14 protein-coding genes and 1 tRNA gene are annotated in these 19,364 nt (G+C 35.7%); 1 reads left to right on the plus strand and 14 read right to left on the minus strand.

The features are described 5' to 3' along the window. Positions 1-151 precede the first annotated feature (151 nt). The 10 genes from queG to I5M07_RS11845 form a co-directional block, all read right to left on the minus strand. On the minus strand, positions 152-1,081 hold the full coding sequence (gene queG, locus I5M07_RS11800) for a tRNA epoxyqueuosine(34) reductase QueG (RefSeq protein ID WP_200106650.1): 930 nt from the start codon (positions 1,079-1,081) through the stop codon (positions 152-154). 9 nt (positions 1,082-1,090) lie between these two features. Next, entirely contained in the window at positions 1,091-2,119 is a 1,029-nt protein-coding gene (gene ruvB, locus I5M07_RS11805) for a Holliday junction branch migration DNA helicase RuvB (RefSeq protein WP_200106651.1), read from the minus strand. Positions 2,120-2,193: 74 nt separating this feature from the next. Continuing rightward, positions 2,194-3,990 carry a cytochrome c oxidase subunit I gene (locus I5M07_RS11810; protein WP_200106652.1) on the minus strand — a complete coding sequence of 599 codons (1,797 nt, stop codon included), beginning with the start codon at positions 3,988-3,990 and terminating at the stop codon, positions 2,194-2,196. A gap of 28 nt (positions 3,991-4,018) precedes the next feature. Next, a complete protein-coding gene (locus I5M07_RS11815; RefSeq protein WP_200106653.1) occupies positions 4,019-5,191 on the minus strand; it encodes a cytochrome c oxidase subunit II in 1,173 nt (390 codons plus the stop codon). 19 nt (positions 5,192-5,210) lie between these two features. Further along, positions 5,211-6,569 carry a quinol:cytochrome C oxidoreductase gene (locus tag I5M07_RS11820; RefSeq protein ID WP_200106654.1) on the minus strand — a complete coding sequence of 453 codons (1,359 nt, stop codon included), beginning with the start codon at positions 6,567-6,569 and terminating at the stop codon, positions 5,211-5,213. A gap of 27 nt (positions 6,570-6,596) precedes the next feature. After that, positions 6,597-7,142, minus strand: coding sequence for a c-type cytochrome (locus I5M07_RS11825; RefSeq protein WP_200106655.1), 546 nt, complete (start codon positions 7,140-7,142; stop codon positions 6,597-6,599). 8 nt (positions 7,143-7,150) lie between these two features. After that, entirely contained in the window at positions 7,151-7,675 is a 525-nt protein-coding gene (locus I5M07_RS11830) for a DUF3341 domain-containing protein (protein ID WP_200106656.1), read from the minus strand. Continuing rightward, on the minus strand, positions 7,668-9,071 hold the full coding sequence (nrfD, locus tag I5M07_RS11835; protein WP_200106657.1) for an NrfD/PsrC family molybdoenzyme membrane anchor subunit: 1,404 nt from the start codon (positions 9,069-9,071) through the stop codon (positions 7,668-7,670). The genes I5M07_RS11830 and nrfD overlap by 8 nt, the downstream gene beginning before the upstream one ends. A 32-nt stretch (positions 9,072-9,103) precedes the next feature. Beyond that, positions 9,104-12,154 carry a TAT-variant-translocated molybdopterin oxidoreductase gene (locus tag I5M07_RS11840; RefSeq protein ID WP_200106658.1) on the minus strand — a complete coding sequence of 1,017 codons (3,051 nt, stop codon included), beginning with the start codon at positions 12,152-12,154 and terminating at the stop codon, positions 9,104-9,106. Positions 12,155-12,186: 32 nt separating this feature from the next. After that, positions 12,187-13,509, minus strand: coding sequence for a c-type cytochrome (locus I5M07_RS11845; RefSeq protein ID WP_200106659.1), 1,323 nt, complete (start codon positions 13,507-13,509; stop codon positions 12,187-12,189). 226 nt (positions 13,510-13,735) lie between these two features. Between I5M07_RS11845 and I5M07_RS11850 the strand changes: the two genes are divergently transcribed. Next, the gene (locus tag I5M07_RS11850; RefSeq protein WP_200106660.1) at positions 13,736-14,128 is read left to right on the plus strand and encodes an SPOR domain-containing protein; all 393 of its coding nucleotides are present in this window, start codon (positions 13,736-13,738) and stop codon (positions 14,126-14,128) included. Positions 14,129-14,226: 98 nt separating this feature from the next. Here the strand turns inward: I5M07_RS11850 and infB are convergent, their stop codons facing one another. The 4 genes from infB to I5M07_RS11870 all read right to left on the minus strand — a co-directional run bounded on the left by infB (position 14,227) and on the right by I5M07_RS11870 (position 19,145). Further along, positions 14,227-17,070, minus strand: a complete 2,844-nt coding sequence (gene infB, locus I5M07_RS11855; RefSeq protein WP_200106661.1) for a translation initiation factor IF-2 — start codon at positions 17,068-17,070, stop codon at positions 14,227-14,229. Positions 17,071-17,121: 51 nt separating this feature from the next. Continuing rightward, the gene (gene nusA, locus I5M07_RS11860) at positions 17,122-18,375 is read right to left on the minus strand and encodes a transcription termination factor NusA (RefSeq protein WP_200106662.1); all 1,254 of its coding nucleotides are present in this window, start codon (positions 18,373-18,375) and stop codon (positions 17,122-17,124) included. 14 nt (positions 18,376-18,389) lie between these two features. Further along, entirely contained in the window at positions 18,390-18,854 is a 465-nt protein-coding gene (rimP, locus tag I5M07_RS11865) for a ribosome assembly cofactor RimP (protein WP_200106663.1), read from the minus strand. 220 nt (positions 18,855-19,074) lie between these two features. Beyond that, positions 19,075-19,145 (minus strand) — tRNA-Gln (locus tag I5M07_RS11870). Between the last annotated feature and the right edge of the window lie 219 nt (positions 19,146-19,364).

The raw sequence follows: 19,364 nt of genomic DNA on the forward strand, positions 1-19,364 counted from the left end.
TAAATAAAATTATCAATTAGGGCTTATGTGAAATTTATCTTAAAATCACAATTACCAAATTTAATAATTTTTAGAAGATATTTGAAAGTAATTCTGTACAAATTACATCTAACAGAAAAAAACTTACTTTATTTAGATTAAAGAAAGCAATTTAATCTTCAAGAAAGCTGATATTTCGTACAATGCCCGAATATTTGGCACGCTTTAAAGGCGAATCTTTAAAAACCACTTTAAAGGTTTCTTCGGTAAGCTCCAACCAATCAGATTTAGAAAAAGTTAACAATTCATGATTAGCTGAAAATAAGGGCTCCTGATGCGGTTTTGAGAAACGGTTCCAAGGACATACATCCTGACAAACATCACAACCAAAAACCCAATCATCAAACTTTCCTTTCATCTCAGCCGGAATTTGGCCTTTAAGTTCAATAGTAAAATAAGAGATACATTTGCTCCCATCAACAGTATAAGGAGCAACAATAGCCTGCGTAGGACAAGCGTCTATACAAGCAGTACAGGTACCACAATGATCGGTAACCGCGTGGTCATAATCCAATTCCAAGTCTAGAATCAATTCGGCTATAAAATAAAAAGAACCTACTTTTTGAGTAAGCAAATTACTGTTTTTACCTATCCAACCCAGTCCGCTTTTTGCAGCCCAAGCTTTATCCAAAACCGGAGCCGAATCTACAAAAGCACGTCCCGAAACGGCACCAATATGCTCACGAATAGAAAACAACAATTCATTTAATTTCTCTTTAATTACAAAATGATAATCGGTACTGTAAGCATATTTAGAGACTTTAAACGAATTCCCATTTTGAAATTCTTGCGGATAATAATTCAACAATAAGGAAACGACACTTTTAGCATCATCAACCAACAAGGTGGGATCAAGTCTTTTATCAAAATGATGCTCCATATACTGCATTGAACCATTATAATTCTTTTGCAACCAACTTTCCAATCGGGGAGCTTCCTCCTCTAAAAAACCTGCTTTGGAAATTCCGCACGACAAAAAGCCCAAACGTTTTGCTTCCGATTTTATAAAAGAAGTATATTGGCTCTTCGAATTCAGTATCATGTAAAATAGTTAAAGTTCAAAAAGTCCTCCTTGTAAATTTGGATTTACTTTACCCAGATGTTTATAGGTTTTTTCAGTTACTTCCCGTCCACGAGGAGTGCGCATAAGGAAACCTTCTTGTATTAAGAACGGCTCGTAAACTTCTTCAATAGTTTCGGCACTTTCAGAAACGGCAGTTGCTAAAGTTGAAATTCCAACTGGCCCACCTTTAAATTTAGAAATGATGGCAGTAAGAATTTTATTATCCATTTCATCCAAACCATTAGCATCTACATTCAAAGCATTTAAACCATATTGTGCTATCTCTAAATCGATAGTTCCATTTCCCTTTATTTGCGCAAAATCACGTACTCTTCTTAATAAAGCATTAGCGATACGGGGAGTTCCCCTGCTACGGCGGGCAATTTCTATTGCCGCATTTATTTGGATGGGAACTTTTAAAATTACAGCACTACGTTCAATAATCGTGGCTAATAACTCTGTGGAATAATATTGCAAGCGACTAGAAATACCAAAACGAGCACGCATAGGCGAAGTAAGCAAACCAGATCGGGTAGTCGCACCTATTAAAGTAAACGGATTTAAATTGATTTGAACCGTACGGGCATTAGGACCAGATTCAATCATAATATCAATCTTGAAATCTTCCATAGCCGAATACAGATATTCTTCGACTATGGGACTTAAACGATGTATTTCATCTATAAAAAGCACATCTCTTTCTTCTAAATTGGTCAACAAACCTGCTAAATCGCCAGGCTTATCGAGTACAGGACCAGACGTGATTTTAATACCAACTTCCAACTCATTGGCTAAAATATTGGCTAAAGTAGTTTTACCTAATCCAGGTGGGCCATGAAACAACGTATGATCTAAGGCCTCATTACGTTGATTGGCAGCGGCAACAAATATTTTTAAATTTTCCAAAACATGATCTTGACCAGCAAAATCATCAAAAGAAAGGGGTCTTAACTTCTTTTCAAGATCAAATTCTTCCGAATTATAGCGATTCGTTGTTGGATCTAAGTGTTCATTCATAAAACAAAGATAACGAAACAAAAAACACAACAAAAAAAAACCGCTATTTATAAGATAGCGGTTTTGATAATATTTTAATGATGAAGCACTTCTTCACCTTCTTTCATAGGAACGGTTTGAGGTACAAAATCAACATCGTGATTAGGATTACTATAATCGTATGCCCAACGGTGTACCTCTGGAATTTCTCCTGGCCAGTTACCATGAATATGTTCAACTGGAGTAGTCCATTCTAAAGTAGTAGACTTCCAAGGGTTTTGTTCTGCTTTTTTACCGTAGAAAATGCTGCTAAAGAAGTTATACAAAAACACCAACTGAAAGGCCCCTCCAACCAAAGCAAAAGTAGTAATCAAAACATTCACATTTTGCAAATCATCAAATAATGGAAAGTTGGTATTGGTATAATAACGTCTAGGTAAACCCGCTAATCCGATGAAGTGCATTGGAAAGAATACACCATAAGCACAAACTGCAGTAACCCAAAAGTGAATATAACCTAAATTTTTATTCAACATTCTGCCATACATCTTAGGGAACCAATGGTAAATACCCGCAAACATTCCGTAAAGAGCCGAAATACCCATTACCAAGTGAAAGTGTGCAATTACAAAATAAGTATCATGAACGTTAATATCCAAAGTACTATCTCCTAAAATGATTCCAGTTAATCCTCCAGTAATGAAAGTCGAAACCATACCAATAGAGAACAACATAGCCGGATTGAATTGCAAATTACCTTTCCATAAAGTAGTAATCCAGTTAAATGCTTTTACAGCCGACGGAATTGCAATCAATAAGGTAGTGAAGGTAAATACCGAACCTAAAAACGGATTCATTCCCGAAATAAACATATGGTGACCCCATACAATCGTAGAAAGGAAAGCGATAGCCAAAACAGACATAATCATCGCACGGTATCCAAAAATAGGTTTACGAGAATTGGTAGCCATTACTTCAGAAACAATACCCATTGCAGGTAAAATAACGATATATACTTCTGGGTGTCCTAAAAACCAAAACAAGTGCTCAAATAATACTGGCGAACCACCTTGATAATGCAACACCTCTCCTGCAATATAGATGTCAGATAAGAAAAACGAAGTACCAAAACTTCTATCAAAAATCAATAACAAAGCAGCCGATAATAAAACAGGGAATGAAATCACTCCAATAATAGCAGTTACAAAAAACGTCCAAATAGTCAAAGGTAGACGAGTCATAGACATTCCTTTTGTTCTTAAATTAAGAACCGTAACAATATAATTTAAGGATCCCATTAAAGAAGAGGCAATAAAGATAGCCATAGAAACCAACCATAAGGTCATACCAGCCCCTGATCCAGGAATAGCTTGTGGCAAGGCACTTAATGGTGGATATATAGTCCAACCAGCTGAAGCAGGTCCTGACTCTACAAAAAGAGAAGACAACATAATTACAGCAGACAAGAAGAACAACCAGTACGAAATCATGTTCATAAAACCTGATGCCATATCTCGTGCACCAATTTGCAACGGAATCAACAAGTTACTAAAAGTACCACTCAAACCAGCGGTCAAGACAAAAAAGACCATTATCGTTCCGTGAATGGTTACCAATGCCAAATAAACATCATTTGCCATTACACCATCAGGCGCAAATTTATCTCCTAATAAAACATTAAAAATTTTAAAAGACTCTTCCGGCCATGCCAATTGCATTCTAAAAAGCAACGACATTGTAATTCCGATCACCCCCATAATAATACCTGTAATAAGGTATTGTTTGGCAATCATTTTATGATCAATACTAAAAATATATTTAGTAATGAAAGTCTCTTTATGGTGGTGTTCGTGTTCTTGATCGTGTCCATGATCGTGACCTACTGCTGACATATATCTATACTTTAAATTTTCTTAATATTTATTTCATAGCAACTTTAGCCGCTTCTTTCACTGCAGTGGTATCTACCGTTGCTGAATCGCTAGTTCCTGCAGCACCCGCTGCTTCTGGGGCTGCCGGTGTAGCAGCTGCAGCTTTAATATCTTGTGCTAAAGAAGTTTTTTCGCTTAACCATTTTTTATAATCCTCTGGGGTATCAACCACCACTTTCATTTGCATGTTGTAATGTGAAGCTCCACAAATTTTATTACACAACAACAAATAATCAAAAGTATAAGGATCCAAAGCTGTTTGACCTTTAGCTACCAATTCAGTACTTTTCTTAGAACGAATTTCATTGATTTTAGCCACTTTCTCAACCATATAAGGTAATTCTCTATACTCAGATGTGGTATAAGTCGGTGTGAAAGCAAACTCAGTAACCATTCCCGGCACACAGTTCATTTGAGCTCTAAAGTGAGGAAAGTAAGCTGAGTGCAATACATCTTGAGAACGCATTTTGAAATGCACTTTTTTACCTTTAGGTATATGCAATTCAGACACTACAATATCATCTTGTGAATACGGATCAGACATATCTACTCCTAACGTATTTACACCTTCAATCAATCTAACATTTGCTTTACCTAAAACATTATCAGCACCAGCATATCGAGCAGTCCATTTAAATTGCTGTGCATAAATTTCAATTTCAATAACATCTTCATCTTTATCAACAAACATAATGTTATTCCATGCATACAATCCATAAAGAATCAAACAAGCTAATACTACAGAAGGTATGATACTCCAAATCGCTTCTAATTTATTACTATCGGCAAAGAATAACGCTTTTTTATTTTGATCTCCTTTGTATTTAAAAGAAAAATAATGCAACAATCCTTGTGTAATTACTTGAACTGTAAAAATCAATATCCAGGTAATATTCATCAAATGATCTACTTGACCACCGTGTTCTGAAGCCGGAGTATGTAAAACTAAATTACCCCATTTCAATAAACCATAAATAGTGAAGATATAAATAAAGGCTAAAAAACCAAACAATAAATACCCTTGAATATTATTATCCTTATCAGTAGCTACTTGAGAATCATCAACACGTGACCCCACTTGTGTAAGATCAAATATCTTGGTCAATTGCCATAAAGCGACTGCTAATAAAACTAAAACTATAATTACCAACAAACTTGTCATCTGTTTTTATCTTTAAATATTAATAATGAAAATGTTTACTTTCTTCAATAAACGGATTTCTTTTGGCTAATAGTGGCGATTTAGTTAAAGCAGTAAACACAACCAAAATAAACAATCCAAAGAAGAAGAAAATAGATCCTATCTCAGCAGCTCCAATAAACCATCTATCGCCTACAGAACCAGGCATTATCATATTAAAGAAATCCAAATAATGACCTACTAAAATAACAGTACCTGCCATAACAATCACCCAGCTAATTCTCTTAAAATCAGTATTGATTAAAATTAACAGTGGGAAAACAAAATTCATCACTACAGCTCCGAAAAAAGTAATATTATATTCTTGTATACGAGTGACAAAATACGTTACCTCCTCAGGAATATCGGCATACCAAATTAACATAAACTGAGAGAACCATAAGTACGTCCAGAAAATACTAATACCGAACATAAATTTAGCCAAATCGTGTATGTGACTAGTATTCACAAATTCCAAAAACCCTTTTGATTTCAAATAAATAGTAACCAAAGCAATAGTCGTAATACCACTTACAAAGAAGCTAGCAAAAACATACCATCCAAATAAAGTACTAAACCAGTGAGGATCAAAAGACATAATCCAATCCCAAGACATAATAGACTCAGAAACGATAAAGAAAACTAAGAATCCTGCGGATGCTTTGAAGTTCTTTTTGTAATACAAATCATCATTTGCCTCATCTTGAGCTAAGCAATTTTTGCGTGAAATATAATTATACAAATTCCAACCAGCCAAGAAAATAGCAGCACGAAGAATCCAAAATGGAAAATTCAAATAACCTGACTTACCAGCAATTATAGCGTCGTAATTGGCATGATTAGGATCTGTAACACCTTCAGCTAACCAAGCAAAAATGTGATTAAAATGCAAACCGCTTAACAACAACATAATGAAAAACAAAACAGATGCAACTGGTAAGAAAGAGGTAATACCATGCATTACTCTAAACAATACAGGTGACCATCCGGCTGAAGCTACTTGTTGAATTGCGTAAAAAGCCAACACACCCATCGTTAACAACAAAAAGAAAATACTGGCAACATAAACAGCTGACCAAGGTTTATTTTGTAATTGATGTAACACATGCTCTAAATGTTCGGTATGTGCATCCTGATGAGCATCAGCTACATGTTTATCTTTAGAAGAATGGGCATCGTGAGCATTTGCTGTTACAGCATGTTCAACAGCATGTCCGCCATGATGAGATTCTTCTGCTAAAAGTGATTCAACTTCATGAATATCTTTAGGGGCAGTTAAAAAACCATAACCAATTCCTAATACGCCTAAGACCATTAAGATGATTGAAAATGTTTTTAATTTACTTGAAAATGTATACATATCTATTGTGATCTGTTTGTTCAACAATTATAATTGACTTTTTAGTTTAAGAACATAGTCAGCAACTAACCAACGTTCGTGAGCGCTTAATTGATTAGCATGTGAACCCATTGCATTCAAACCATACGTTTCAACATGAAAAACACTACCCTCAGTAATATCCCTATCTTTGTAGCTAGGTACACCCAAAAACTTTTCTCTTTCTACCAATTTACCTTTTCCATTACCACTTGCTCCGTGGCAAGAAATACAATAAATTTCAAAAAGTTCTTTTCCTTTATCAGAACTACGTTCTAAAGAATCCAAAGGCGATTTTAGATTAACTTTTGCTAATTCATATCCTTCTGGTGTATTAGGATACTCATAAGGCTGAAAACCCCTATTGATAGTTCCTTCAACTGGCAATTGCCCTTCTTTTCCTCCTTTAAAAACAGCAGCCTCTGAATACGTTTCATATCCAGTTGATTCGTACATATTAGGAAAATATTGATAGTTAGGCTCATTTTTATTATGACATGAGGAACTCAAAATTGCCATGCCAACTAATAGCGCTATTGTATATACTCTTTTCATAGTTGCAATTAATTCTTTTCTATTACTTTAACTTCAACTGCACCTGTTTTTTGAAAAAAAGAAATTAATTCCTCTTCATTATCATTAACAGCTACCTCCATTAAAAAATGGTCATCTGTAGTTCTTACATCTGGATTTTCAGCTTCTTTAAATGGCCAAATTCTACTTCTCATGTAAAAAGTAATCACCATTAAGTGAGCAGCAAAAAAGACAGTCATCTCAAACATAATCGGAACGAATGCCGGCATATTTTGAATAAAACTAAAACTTGGCTTTCCACCAATATCTTGTGGCCAATCATGAATCATAATATAACTCATCATGAAAGTAGCAAATGAAATCCCAACACAACCATACAAGAAAGCACAAATAGCTAATCTTGAAGGCGCTAATCCCATAGCTTTATCCAATCCATGCACAGGAAATGGAGTAAAAACTTCCTCAATATGATGATGTGCTGCTCTAGTTGATTTAACAGCATCCATCAAAATATCATCGTCATTATAAATGGCGTATATTACTTTATTATTCATGATGTGAATGTTTATTTTCTTTTCTTTCTCTAATATAATTATCTCCAGTTGCTTTTAAGATTGTTTTTACTTCCGCTTGTGCAATCACTGGGAATGTTCTTGAATACAATAAAAACAATACAAAGAAGAAACCAATTGTACCAATGAAAATACCAATATCTACAAACGTTGGCGAGAACATTGTCCATGATGAAGGCAAGTAGTCTCTATGCAACGACGTTACAATAATTACAAAACGCTCAAACCACATTCCGATATTTACCACAATCGAAATAATAAAAGAGAACATGATACTGGTTCTTAATTTTTTGAACCACATAAATTGAGGTGAAAACACATTACAAGTCATCATCGACCAGTATGCCCACCAGTAAGGCCCTGTTGCTCTATTCAAGAAAGCATATTGCTCATATTCTACTCCTGAATACCAAGCTACAAACAACTCAGTAATATAAGCTACCCCAACAATAGATCCAGTAATCATGATGATAATATTCATCAATTCGATATGTTGCAAAGTAATATAAGCTTCAAGGTTAGATACTTTTCTCATTACAATTAACAAGGTGTTTACCATTGCAAATCCCGAGAAAACCGCTCCTGCAACGAAATAAGGAGGGAAAATCGTGGTATGCCATCCCGGAATTACCGAAGTAGCAAAGTCCATCGATACAATGGTGTGAACCGAAAGTACAAGTGGTGTTGCCAAACCAGCTAAAACCAAAGATACTTCTTCAAAACGTTGCCAATCTTTTGCTCTACCACTCCATCCAAAACTCAAAATAGAATAGATTCTTTTGTTAAATGGCGTTATAGCACGATCCCTAAGCATAGCAAAGTCAGGCAATAAACCAGTCCACCAGAAAACAAGCGAAACAGAAAGATAAGTGGAAATAGCAAATACATCCCAAAGTAAAGGCGAGTTAAAGTTAACCCATAAAGAGCCAAATTGATTCGGAATTGGCAATACCCAGTAAGCCATCCAAGGACGCCCCATGTGAATAATAGGAAACAAACCTGCTTGTACTACCGAGAAAATAGTCATAGCTTCTGCAGATCGGTTAATTGCCATTCTCCATCGTTGACGGAACAATAACAATACTGCGGAAATTAAGGTTCCTGCGTGACCAATACCAACCCACCAAACGAAGTTAGTAATATCCCATGCCCAACCAACTGTTTTATTTAATCCCCATGTTCCAATACCTGTAGATACGGTGTAGATAATACAACCTATACCCCAAAGAAAGGCAGTTAATGCGATTGAAAATACAATCCACCATTGTTTATTTGCAGGCCCTTCAACAGGTGCTGCCACATCTACAGTTACATCATGATATGATTTATCACCTATAACTAAAGGTTTTCTAATGGGTGCTTCGTAGTGAGACGACATAATCCTTTATATGTTTCTTAATTAATAATTTACTAAATATTTCTAACTTTAACGTGGTAGAAAACGTTAGGTTTTGTTCCAACATGCTCCAATAAGTGGTACATTCTTTCACTTTCTGCTAATTGAGCCACATCACTTTCTTTATTGTTAACATCGCCAAATACCATCGCTCCAGAAGAACAAGCTGCCGAACAAGCGGTTTGGAATTCATCCGACTTAACAGTTCTACCTTCACGCTTAGCGGTTAAAATAGTCAATTGAGTCATTTGAATACACATTGAACATTTTTCCATAACACCACGAGAACGAACATTTACATCTGGATTCAATACCATCCTACCTAAATCGTCATTCATGTGATAATCAAACTCACTGTTTTTATTATACAAGAACCAGTTAAAACGACGAACTTTATAAGGACAGTTATTCGCACAATAACGCGTTCCAACACATCTGTTATAAGCCATGTGGTTTTGACCTTGGCGACCATGAGAGGTAGCAGCTACTGGGCAAACTGTTTCACAAGGTGCGTGATTACAATGTTGACACATTACAGGTTGGAAAGCAACTTGTGGATTATCAGCAGCATTTTCCATTTCATTAAAAGTAGATAAGGAACTAGACAATCCTGCAATGTTTTCTTTTCTTTCTACATCTTCTGCAAAGGTAGCATCAGCAGAATAATACCTGTCAATACGCAACCAGTGCATATCGCGACTTCTTCTTACTTCTGACTTACCAACTACTGGTACGTTATTTTCAGCGTGACAAGCAATAACACATGCCCCACAACCTGTACAAGCATTTAAGTCAATAGACAAATTAAAGTGATGACCTGTCGAACGATCAAATGAATCCCATAAATCAACTGAGGTAGCCTCAACTTCTTTATGATCCAACGAAACCATCGGTTGTTCGTTCCAATGCTCTGCGTCTTTTGTATTGAATACTTCTAATGTAGTTTCTTTAATAATATCACCACGACCCATTAAGGTTTTTTGTCCCTGAACACAAGCAAATTCATGCTCTCCTCCAGCTGCCTCAACAACAACCGATTGAACATTATTAAAGTTTTTATATAAAGCGTAAGCATTAACACCTACCGCCATTTCTTCTTTAAGAGCCGCTTTACGCCCGTAACCAACCGCCATACCAACAGTACCAACTGCTTGACCAGGCTGTACAATTACTGGAACATTTTCTAATTTTATACCATTTACAGTTACCGTAGCATAACTTCCGTTCAAACCACCATTGGCAACAATTTCGTTAGTTAAACCAATCTTTTTAGCATCTGCATTAGAAACAGTAACATAATTATCCCAAGAAACTCTTGTTAAAGGATCTGGAAATTCTTGCAACCAAGGATTATTAGCTTGCTGTCCATCTCCCATACCAGTTTTAGTATACAACACCAATTCCATGCCTGAAACTGGTTTAGAAGCAGCAACAGCGTTTGCAGCAGCAGTATAATCAACAGCTCCAGCACTTAACGCAGTAGAACCCGCAACAAACAAGCCATCATGAAGCACTTTGTTCCAACTAGCAAGACCAATTACCGATGCAGCATTTGATTTCACATAATCATAGTAAGAACCAGCAGTACCATTCAAAGACATTAAAACTTCTTCAAATTGCTTCGTATTGAAAATAGGACGTATAGTAGGTTGCATCAAACTATAAGTTCCTTTTGTAATTTCAACATCTCCCCAAGCTTCTAAATAATGAGGAACTGGAGCAGCAATAGTTGACAAAGAAGCCGTTTCGTCTTCTCTAATAGCAAAAGAAACAGAAGTTGTGACTTTTTTCAATCCAGAAACAAATGCTTCCGAATCAGCTAATGTATAAACAGGATTCACACCGTTCATTAACAAAGTATGCACACCACCCGCTTTCATATCAGCTAGCAATTGCGCTACTACAGCATTTGATCCTTTACGAATTTGTCTAGTACCCGCAGTAGAAAAAGCTTCACTTGATAAAGCATTGTTAATTGCTAAAACCAACAATTGCGCATTTTTATCATCAAGACCAGAAACCAAAACACCTTTGGAACCAGCCGCTTTTAATTGTTGAGCCGCTTTAACCACTTCCGATTTAACAGCCGCATCTAATTTCACATCAACAGACGCACCAACAACTATATTATAAATTTGAACTAAAGCTTGTTTTTGAGCAAACGTAGTTAAAGAAATACGCTTGTCAGCAGCAGCTCCAGATAAAGTCATATTAGATTCAAATTGGAAATGACGAGACATTTTTCCATTTCTAGGAATTCTTCCTTGAGCATATCCTGCATCGTATCCTCCTCCTTGCCAATCCCCAAGAAAATCAGCACCAACACTCACAATTAAAGAAGATTTTGAAAAATCATAATCAACCAAAGCACGCTCACCGTAAACAGATTCAAAAGCATCTAATGCTTCAGAAGAAGAAACAGCATCATACGTTACATGCTTAAAATTTGGATTTTTACTAGCAAAATCAGCAATTAATTTTGCAGTTGATGGACTAGCAATTGTCGAAGTCAACAAAACAACTTGTCCATTTTTTGTTTTAGCATCAGCCAAACTTGCTTTTATTTTAGCATCAACCTCAGACCAAGAAGCATCTTTACCCGAAATTTTAGGCTCTTTCAAGCGTAAACTATCATACAAAGACAAAACAGAAGCATGAACCCTAGCATTAGCCGAAAAACGAGCTCCCTCAATGGTATTATTTTCAATTTTAATCGGACGCCCTTCTCTTGTTTTAACCAAGATATTAGCAAAATCAAAACCATCAAAAACAGTAGTAGCATAATAATCAGCTACTCCTGGTATAATTTGCTCCGGTTGAAGCACATAAGGAATTGATTTATTTACAGGCCCTTCGCAAGCTGCCAAAGTAACCGCAGCAGTACTAAAACCAACGTACTTTAAAAAGTCACGACGTGATGTTGAAGAAGAAGCCAAAGCTTCGTTACCCAAAAACTCATCCGTAGGAATTTCTTCAACAAATTCGTTATTTCTAAGCGCCTCAACAATAGAACTATTCTCGTCTAGCTCTTCAACACTTTTCCAGTATTTTTTGTTTGATGACATTGTATATATATATTAAAAACTTAATAATTCGATTAATAGTGGCATTTACCACACTCCAAACCACCCATTTGCGCAGCGGTCAATTTTTCAACACCGTATTTCTTAGAAAGCTCAGCATGTATTTTTTCATAATAAGCATTACCTTCCATTTTAACATCTGTTTTTCTATGACAATCAATACACCATCCCATAGTTAATGGAGCAAATTGTTTTTGAATCTCAAACGTTTCAACTGGTCCGTGACATTTCTGACACTCAATACCAGCAACTGTTACGTGTTGTGAGTGATTAAAGTAAACAAAATCAGGTAAATTATGAATACGAACCCATTTAACTGGTTGCGTTTTTCCTGTATAGGATTGCGAATTTTTATCCCAACCTACCGCAGTATATAATTTTTGAATTTGCTCATCATAAAAAGCTTTACTGTATTCCGGAGTTGCAGTAGTCTCAGCAACTTCTGAAATGTTTTTATGACAGTTCATACAAACATTCAAAGAAGGAATACCTGAGTTCTTACTTACTCTTGCTGCAGAGTGACAATACTTACAGTTAATCTCGTTATCTCCTGCGTGAATTCTGTGTGAGAAATGAATTGGCTGAATTGGCTCATAATTTTGATCAATACCCACTTGCATCAAAAATCCATAAACAAAATAACCACTAGCCAACAATAAAAAGATCGCACTAACCAAAACCAAAAACTGATTTTTAACAAACGCCTTCCATATTGGCAACTTAGCTTCTTTAGCAGCAACCTCAATCCCATTAGCACTTGCTACTTTACGCAACACATTGTTAACTAGAAACAACATTACCACCAACATCACCATAACCAAAGCCAAAGCTCCCAAAATTACAGTATTTGAAATACCTGAATCTTGTGAAGCACCTGCTACCGCAACCTGACCACCAGGCGCTGCCGCCGGCTCCGCTTTCGGCTCAGAAGTATAAGCTATGATATTATCAATATCCCCAGTTGACAACTGAGGAAAATGAGTCATCGGAACTTTATTATATTCTTCAAAAATCTTAACTGCAGCAGCATCACCTGAAGCAATTAATTCAGAACTATTATGAACCCACTTGTACAACCAAGCCGCATCATGCCTTTCTATAACACCACGTAAAGCAGGTCCTGTAGATTTAGCATCCAACTTATGACAAGCTGCACAATTAGCATTAAAAAGTTCTTTACCCTTAGCTGCATCACCACCGCTTTGAGCCGCAGGAGCCTCTTCTGCCGCAGGCGCAGCAGCTTCTTGAGCAATTGAAGTCAACGAAAAAACTACCGTCAAAGACAAACTAAACAGTAATTTTCTTAAAATCGAATTATGGTTACCCACCTTTTTCATATAGTACAATAATTATCTACTAATTTTAGCGTTATTTTTAATATATTTCGTTCAAGACAAAGCACAAAACAACACCCTCTTTTAAAACTTGCACAAAAATACAATTTAAGAACTATTCTCAAAACCTTAAAATAGTCTTAAATATCAATTTATATCAATTCTAAATAAATTCACAACACCTACTTACATTACATAAATAGTACATTTGTATAAAAAACGACACGTTATGAGAAATTTAAGTCCTACCAGTAAAACATTTTTAACTATCGGTCTAAGTATTTTTACCTACATGATGCAGGCACAAGAAAAAAACACCACTCTCCAACAAGATCCTAAATTTGAACAAATATTAACAGAAAAACGTAAATTAAATACCACAAACACGAACAACAACAGCTATTGGATTCAAATTTATAGTGGTAAGAGCGAGGAGGCAAAAAAGGCTCTAAACGACTTCAAAACCGAATTTAGCAACATCGATGCTACCATCGTCTTTAACACACCTAATTACAAAGTTTTAGTGGGGAATTTCGAAAACAGAATTGAAGGCGAAAAGAATTTAATCGATATCAAAAAAAGATTCGGAAACGTTTTTTTGATCAAACCACAAGGAATTTAATTTCGCAAAAAAAAGTTAAAAAAAGAAACAATTTCAAACAAAAAAAATCCCGATTGCTCGGGATTTTTTTATCTACATTCAATTAAAATAGATCTATATTATTTCAATTTTTTCTTGATAGCAACTTCGTGATACGATTCGATAACATCACGTTCTTCAATATCGTTGTATCCTTTAATTTGAATACCACAATCATATCCTTTAGAAACTTCTTTTACATCGTCTTTAAAACGCTTTAAAGCAACCAATTCTCCTTCGTGAACCACTACTCCATCACGAATAATTCTAATCTTACCGTTTCTAGTAATTTTACCATCCGTAACCATACATCCTGCAATAGTTCCTACTTTAGAGATTTTAAACAACTCTCTAATCTCAGCAGTACCTAATACCTCTTCTTTCATCTCTGGAGCCAACATTCCTTCCATCGCATCTTTCAAGTCATCGATAGCAGCATAAATAATAGAATAATAACGGATATCGATTTCTTCCTTATCTGCCAATTGTCTAGCATTTCCTGCAGGACGAACGTTAAATCCGATAATAATAGCATCTGAAGCCGAAGCCAACATTACATCGGTCTCGGTAATCGCTCCAACTCCTTTATGAATGATATTGATTTGAATTTCTTCTGTCGACAATTTAGAGAACGAATCTGATAAGGCTTCAACAGAACCATCCACGTCTCCTTTAAGAATCACATTTAATTCTTTAAATTGACCCAAAGCAATACGACGTCCAATTTCATCAAGTGTAATATGACGTTGTGTTCGTACCGACTGCTCACGCATCAATTGAGAACGTTTAGAAGCAATTTGCTTGGCTTCTTTTTCATCATCAAACACATTAAATTTATCTCCAGCCGTTGCCGCTCCATCCAATCCCAATACAGACACTGGTGTTGAAGGACCCGCCTCTTTTAACACATTACCTCTTTCATCATGCATGGCTTTAATTTTACCATGATGTTTACCAGCCAACATATAATCGCCAATTTTCAAAGTACCATGTTGGACCATAATAGTCGAAACATATCCTTTTCCTTTATCCAAATAAGCCTCAACAACAGCTCCTTGTGCTAATTTGTTCGGATTGGATTTTAAATCTAAAATTTCTGCTTCTAATAATACTTTTTCTAAAAGATCTTTTACACCAAGACCTGTTTTGGCCGAAATATCATGCGATTGGATTTTACCACCCCATTCTTCAACCAATAAATTCATACCAGCTAATCTTTCTTTAATTTTCTCAGGATTAGCATTTGGCTTATCTACTTTATTAATAGCAAAAATAATAGGAACACCCGCTGCTTGAGCATGACTAATAGCTTCTTTTGTTTGAGGCATGATGTCATCATCAGCCGCAATTACAATAATAACAATATCCGTCAATTGCGCTCCACGTGCACGCATAGCCGTAAAAGCTTCGTGACCTGGCGTATCCAAAAAAGCTATTTTTTGACCGTTTTCAAGCGTTACCCCATAAGCACCGATATGCTGTGTAATTCCTCCTGACTCGCCCGCAATAACATTTTCTTTACGAATATAATCCAATAAAGAGGTTTTTCCGTGGTCAACGTGTCCCATAACTGTAACAATTGGTGCACGCAATTGAAGATCTTCTTCTTTATCCTCAACCACCTCAATGGCTTCTTCAATATCAACCGTAATGAATTCCACATCATAACCAAATTCATCCGCTACAATCGTTAAGGTCTCCGCATCCAAACGTTGATTTTGGGTAACCATGATTCCAAGAGACATACACGTTCCAATCACTTTCGTAATAGGCACATCCATCATGATCGCAATCTCCCCTACCGTTACGAATTCAGTAACTTTAATAGTCTTACTACCTTCTTCTAATGCTCTTTGTTCATCATCCGATTTCTGACGATGTGTTTCACGTTTATCACGTCTATATTTGGCCGCTTTAGATTTACCACCTTTACCTTGTAGTTTTTCTAAAGTTTCACGAATTTGATTTTTAACTTCCTCTTCTGTAGGCTCTACTTTGGCCACAATAGCAGGACGATTTCCTTTTACAAAACCAGGACGTTGCCCTTTATTATGTGCGCCTCCAGCATTAGGAACCACTTTATTAGGATTTGGAGTTCCGGGAGGTCGTTGCGGACCACCTGCACCTGGAGCACCTGGTTTAGTTGGAATCCTTTTTCTTTTATTTTTATTTACATTATTACCAGCTCCTGGAGTACCTGGTTTATTGGCTGTATTTTTTGGATCTTCTTTTTTCTTTTTCGGTTTATTAAATTGCGACAAATCGATAGTTTGTCCAGTCAACTTAGTACCTGAAAGTTTTTGATATTGCGTCGTAATGGTTTCCTCAACTGGCGTTCCATCTGAATTAACGCTGTCTATTTTTTCAACTTTAATTGCATTTCCAGACTCTTTTTCTTTTTTCACCGGAGTTTCTTCGGAAGGTTTTTCCGTTTCTACTTTTGGTGTTAATGGTTTGGATTCTGTTTTGGCAACTGGAGCAACAAAGGATTCTTTAGCTTCTTCTTTTTTAGAATGATGATCTTCTGATGGAGTATTGGAAACAATTGCTGGTTTTTTAAGATTTAAATCGATTTTACCTACCTGAACAGGTCCCGAAACAACAGCTTTTGCTTTGATAATTTCTTGCTGTCTCAAACGCTCTTCATCTTGCTTGCGCTTTTCTTCGATTTCTTTTTCGCGCTCTAAACGCAACGCTTCTTTTTCTTTTCTTTTTTCTTCTCCAACCTCTTTAGAGGCCTCTTTATTCCCTTTATCGCCCGCAAATTGATTTTGGAGAATATTAAATTCTTGATTAGAAATTTTTGCATTTGGATTAGCATCAATTGCAATGCCCTTATCTTTTAGATAATCTACTGCTCTTTCTAATGAAATATTTAATTCCCTTAAAACCTTGTTAATTCGTATTACTCTCTCTTCAGACATAAAATCTTTTTATTATTAGCTAATTTTGTTGTGTTCTATGAATTCAATAGTTTAGCTATCAAACTCTTCTTTTAGTATACGCATCACATCTAAAATAGTTTCCTCCTCCAAATCGGTACGTCTTACTAAATCATCTACATCATGTTTTAAGATACTCTTAGCAGTATCCAAACCTATTTTTGCAAATTCATCTATAATCCATTCTTCAATTTCATCCGAGAATTCTGTCAATTCAACATCATCTTCATCAGAAGTTGTACCCGCTATATCACCTTCTCTAATCACATCGAGTTCATAACCTGTTAACAAACCTGCTAATTTAATATTATGTCCTCCGCGACCAATTGCTTTTGAAACTTCTTCCAATTTCAAAAAGACTTCAGCTCTTTTTGCTTCTTCATTTATTTTAATAGAAGAAACTTTAGCGGGGCTAAGCGCTCTCGTTATATACAATTGGATATTACTCGTGTAATTAATAACGTCAATATTTTCGTTACCCAATTCCCTAACAATTCCATGAATACGCGATCCTTTCATTCCCACACAAGCACCTACCGGATCAATACGATCATCGTAAGAATCAACAGCTACTTTTGCTTTTTCACCTGGAATACGCACTACATTTTTCACATTAATCAAACCATCAAAAACCTCTGGAATCTCTTGTTCAAATAATTTCTCCAAAAACTTCTCCGAAGTTCTAGACATAATAATCTGAGGCTTATTCCCTTTTAATTCTACACTTTCGATAATCCCTCGTACGTTATCTCCTTTTCGGAAGAAATCTGATGGAATTTGTTTTTCTTTTGGCAACACAATCTCGTTTCCTTCATCATCAACCAAAATCACAACTCTCGGTCGCACATGATGCACTTCGGCTGTGTAGATATCTCCAATTAAATCTTTAAATTGTTTATATAAATTGGTATTATCGTGCTCGTGAATTTTAGAAATTAAGTTTTGACGCAAAGCCAAAATAGCTCTTCTTCCCAAATCAATTAATTTAACCTCTTCCGAAACCTCTTCTCCAATTTCAAAATCAGCTTCAATTTTTCGAGCTTCTGTTAGCGTAATCTCCTCATTCTCGAAATCCAAATCTTCATCAGCAACAATAACACGTCTTCTCCAAATTTCCATATCCCCTTTATCAGGGTTTATAATAATATCAAAATTATCATCTGAACCGTATTTTTTCTTTAATGCATTTCTAAATACATCTTCTAAGATTGCCATAAGCGTTACACGATCAATAAGTTTATCATCTTTAAACTCTGAAAATGAATCGATTAATGCTAAATTTTCCATGCGAATTCTATTAATTAAAATGTTACTGTAACAATAGCCTCCTTAATATCTACATAAGGGATCTTTTGTTCTTTTACAACTGTTTCTTTTCCTTTTCCAACTTTTTTTGGCTCTCTTGCTTCCCAAGACAAAATTATAAAATCTTCATTAGCCTCAACTAATTCAGCTTCAATTTTTTCAGTTTGAGTAGTTACAATTAAAGTTCTGCCAACATTTTTTTTATATTGGCGAATCATTTGAAGCGGAGAACCCACACCAACCGAAGCCACCTCTAATGAAAAATCCTGTGCTTCTCTATCCAAATTAGATTCGATAGCGCGACTTACATCAATGCAATCTTGCAAAGTAACACCGGTATCACCATCTAAATCAACCAACACTTTAAAAGCGTCTGTAACTTTCAAATCGACCAAAAAAATACTAGGCTTTTCTAAAAGCGCTTCGTCTATAAGTCCTTTTACTGTTTCTTTGAATGTCATATTTTTATAAAAAGAGGGGACTTAAAGCCCCCTCATTATTTAGTTTTTAATAAATAATTGTGCAAATATAGTTATTTTATCTCAAAAAAACACATTCTAAGACTTTTAAACCGATCCACAACCTTACCTCTTATAAATAAAACCCATAAAAGAGCCGATTCACACCCACTATTCCAAAACAATAGAATACAAAAAAACCTCTCAAATGAGAGGCTTTTTGTTGGCCTACTAGGACTCGAACCTAGAAAGACGGCACCAAAAACCGTAGTGTTACCATTACACCATAGGCCAGTATCAGCGGTTAAGCGAGTGCAAATTTATAGCTTTTTTTAGTTTGCACAAATTTTTTGAAAAGATTTTTTCCATTTTTTGAATCTTTTTTCAACTTCAAATTCTAACCATTTCAAAATCAACTCAAAACCCACCACGCAAAACCCCTAATAGTTTTTAGCCGTTTTTTTTAGCAATGTCCTTTTCTTTACACAAAAAAACATTTTCTTTGTATTTATT

This window comes from Flavobacterium agrisoli (genome assembly GCF_016522065.1).
Lineage (GTDB): Bacteria > Bacteroidota > Bacteroidia > Flavobacteriales > Flavobacteriaceae > Flavobacterium > Flavobacterium agrisoli.

Coding starts and splice junctions, on each gene's coding strand:
- I5M07_RS11850 (WP_200106660.1), top strand. CDS start 13,736: ATGAGAAATTTAAGTCCTACCAGTAAAACATTTTTAACTATCGGTCTA.
- infB (WP_200106661.1), bottom strand. CDS start 17,070: ATGTCTGAAGAGAGAGTAATACGAATTAACAAGGTTTTAAGGGAATTA.
- rimP (WP_200106663.1), bottom strand. CDS start 18,854: ATGACATTCAAAGAAACAGTAAAAGGACTTATAGACGAAGCGCTTTTA.
- I5M07_RS11830 (WP_200106656.1), bottom strand. CDS start 7,675: ATGAATAATAAAGTAATATACGCCATTTATAATGACGATGATATTTTG.
- nusA (WP_200106662.1), bottom strand. CDS start 18,375: ATGGAAAATTTAGCATTAATCGATTCATTTTCAGAGTTTAAAGATGAT.
- I5M07_RS11845 (WP_200106659.1), bottom strand. CDS start 13,509: ATGAAAAAGGTGGGTAACCATAATTCGATTTTAAGAAAATTACTGTTT.
- I5M07_RS11825 (WP_200106655.1), bottom strand. CDS start 7,142: ATGAAAAGAGTATATACAATAGCGCTATTAGTTGGCATGGCAATTTTG.
- ruvB (WP_200106651.1), bottom strand. CDS start 2,119: ATGAATGAACACTTAGATCCAACAACGAATCGCTATAATTCGGAAGAA.
- I5M07_RS11840 (WP_200106658.1), bottom strand. CDS start 12,154: ATGTCATCAAACAAAAAATACTGGAAAAGTGTTGAAGAGCTAGACGAG.
- nrfD (WP_200106657.1), bottom strand. CDS start 9,071: ATGTCGTCTCACTACGAAGCACCCATTAGAAAACCTTTAGTTATAGGT.
- I5M07_RS11820 (WP_200106654.1), bottom strand. CDS start 6,569: ATGTATACATTTTCAAGTAAATTAAAAACATTTTCAATCATCTTAATG.
- queG (WP_200106650.1), bottom strand. CDS start 1,081: ATGATACTGAATTCGAAGAGCCAATATACTTCTTTTATAAAATCGGAA.
- I5M07_RS11810 (WP_200106652.1), bottom strand. CDS start 3,990: ATGTCAGCAGTAGGTCACGATCATGGACACGATCAAGAACACGAACAC.
- I5M07_RS11815 (WP_200106653.1), bottom strand. CDS start 5,191: ATGACAAGTTTGTTGGTAATTATAGTTTTAGTTTTATTAGCAGTCGCT.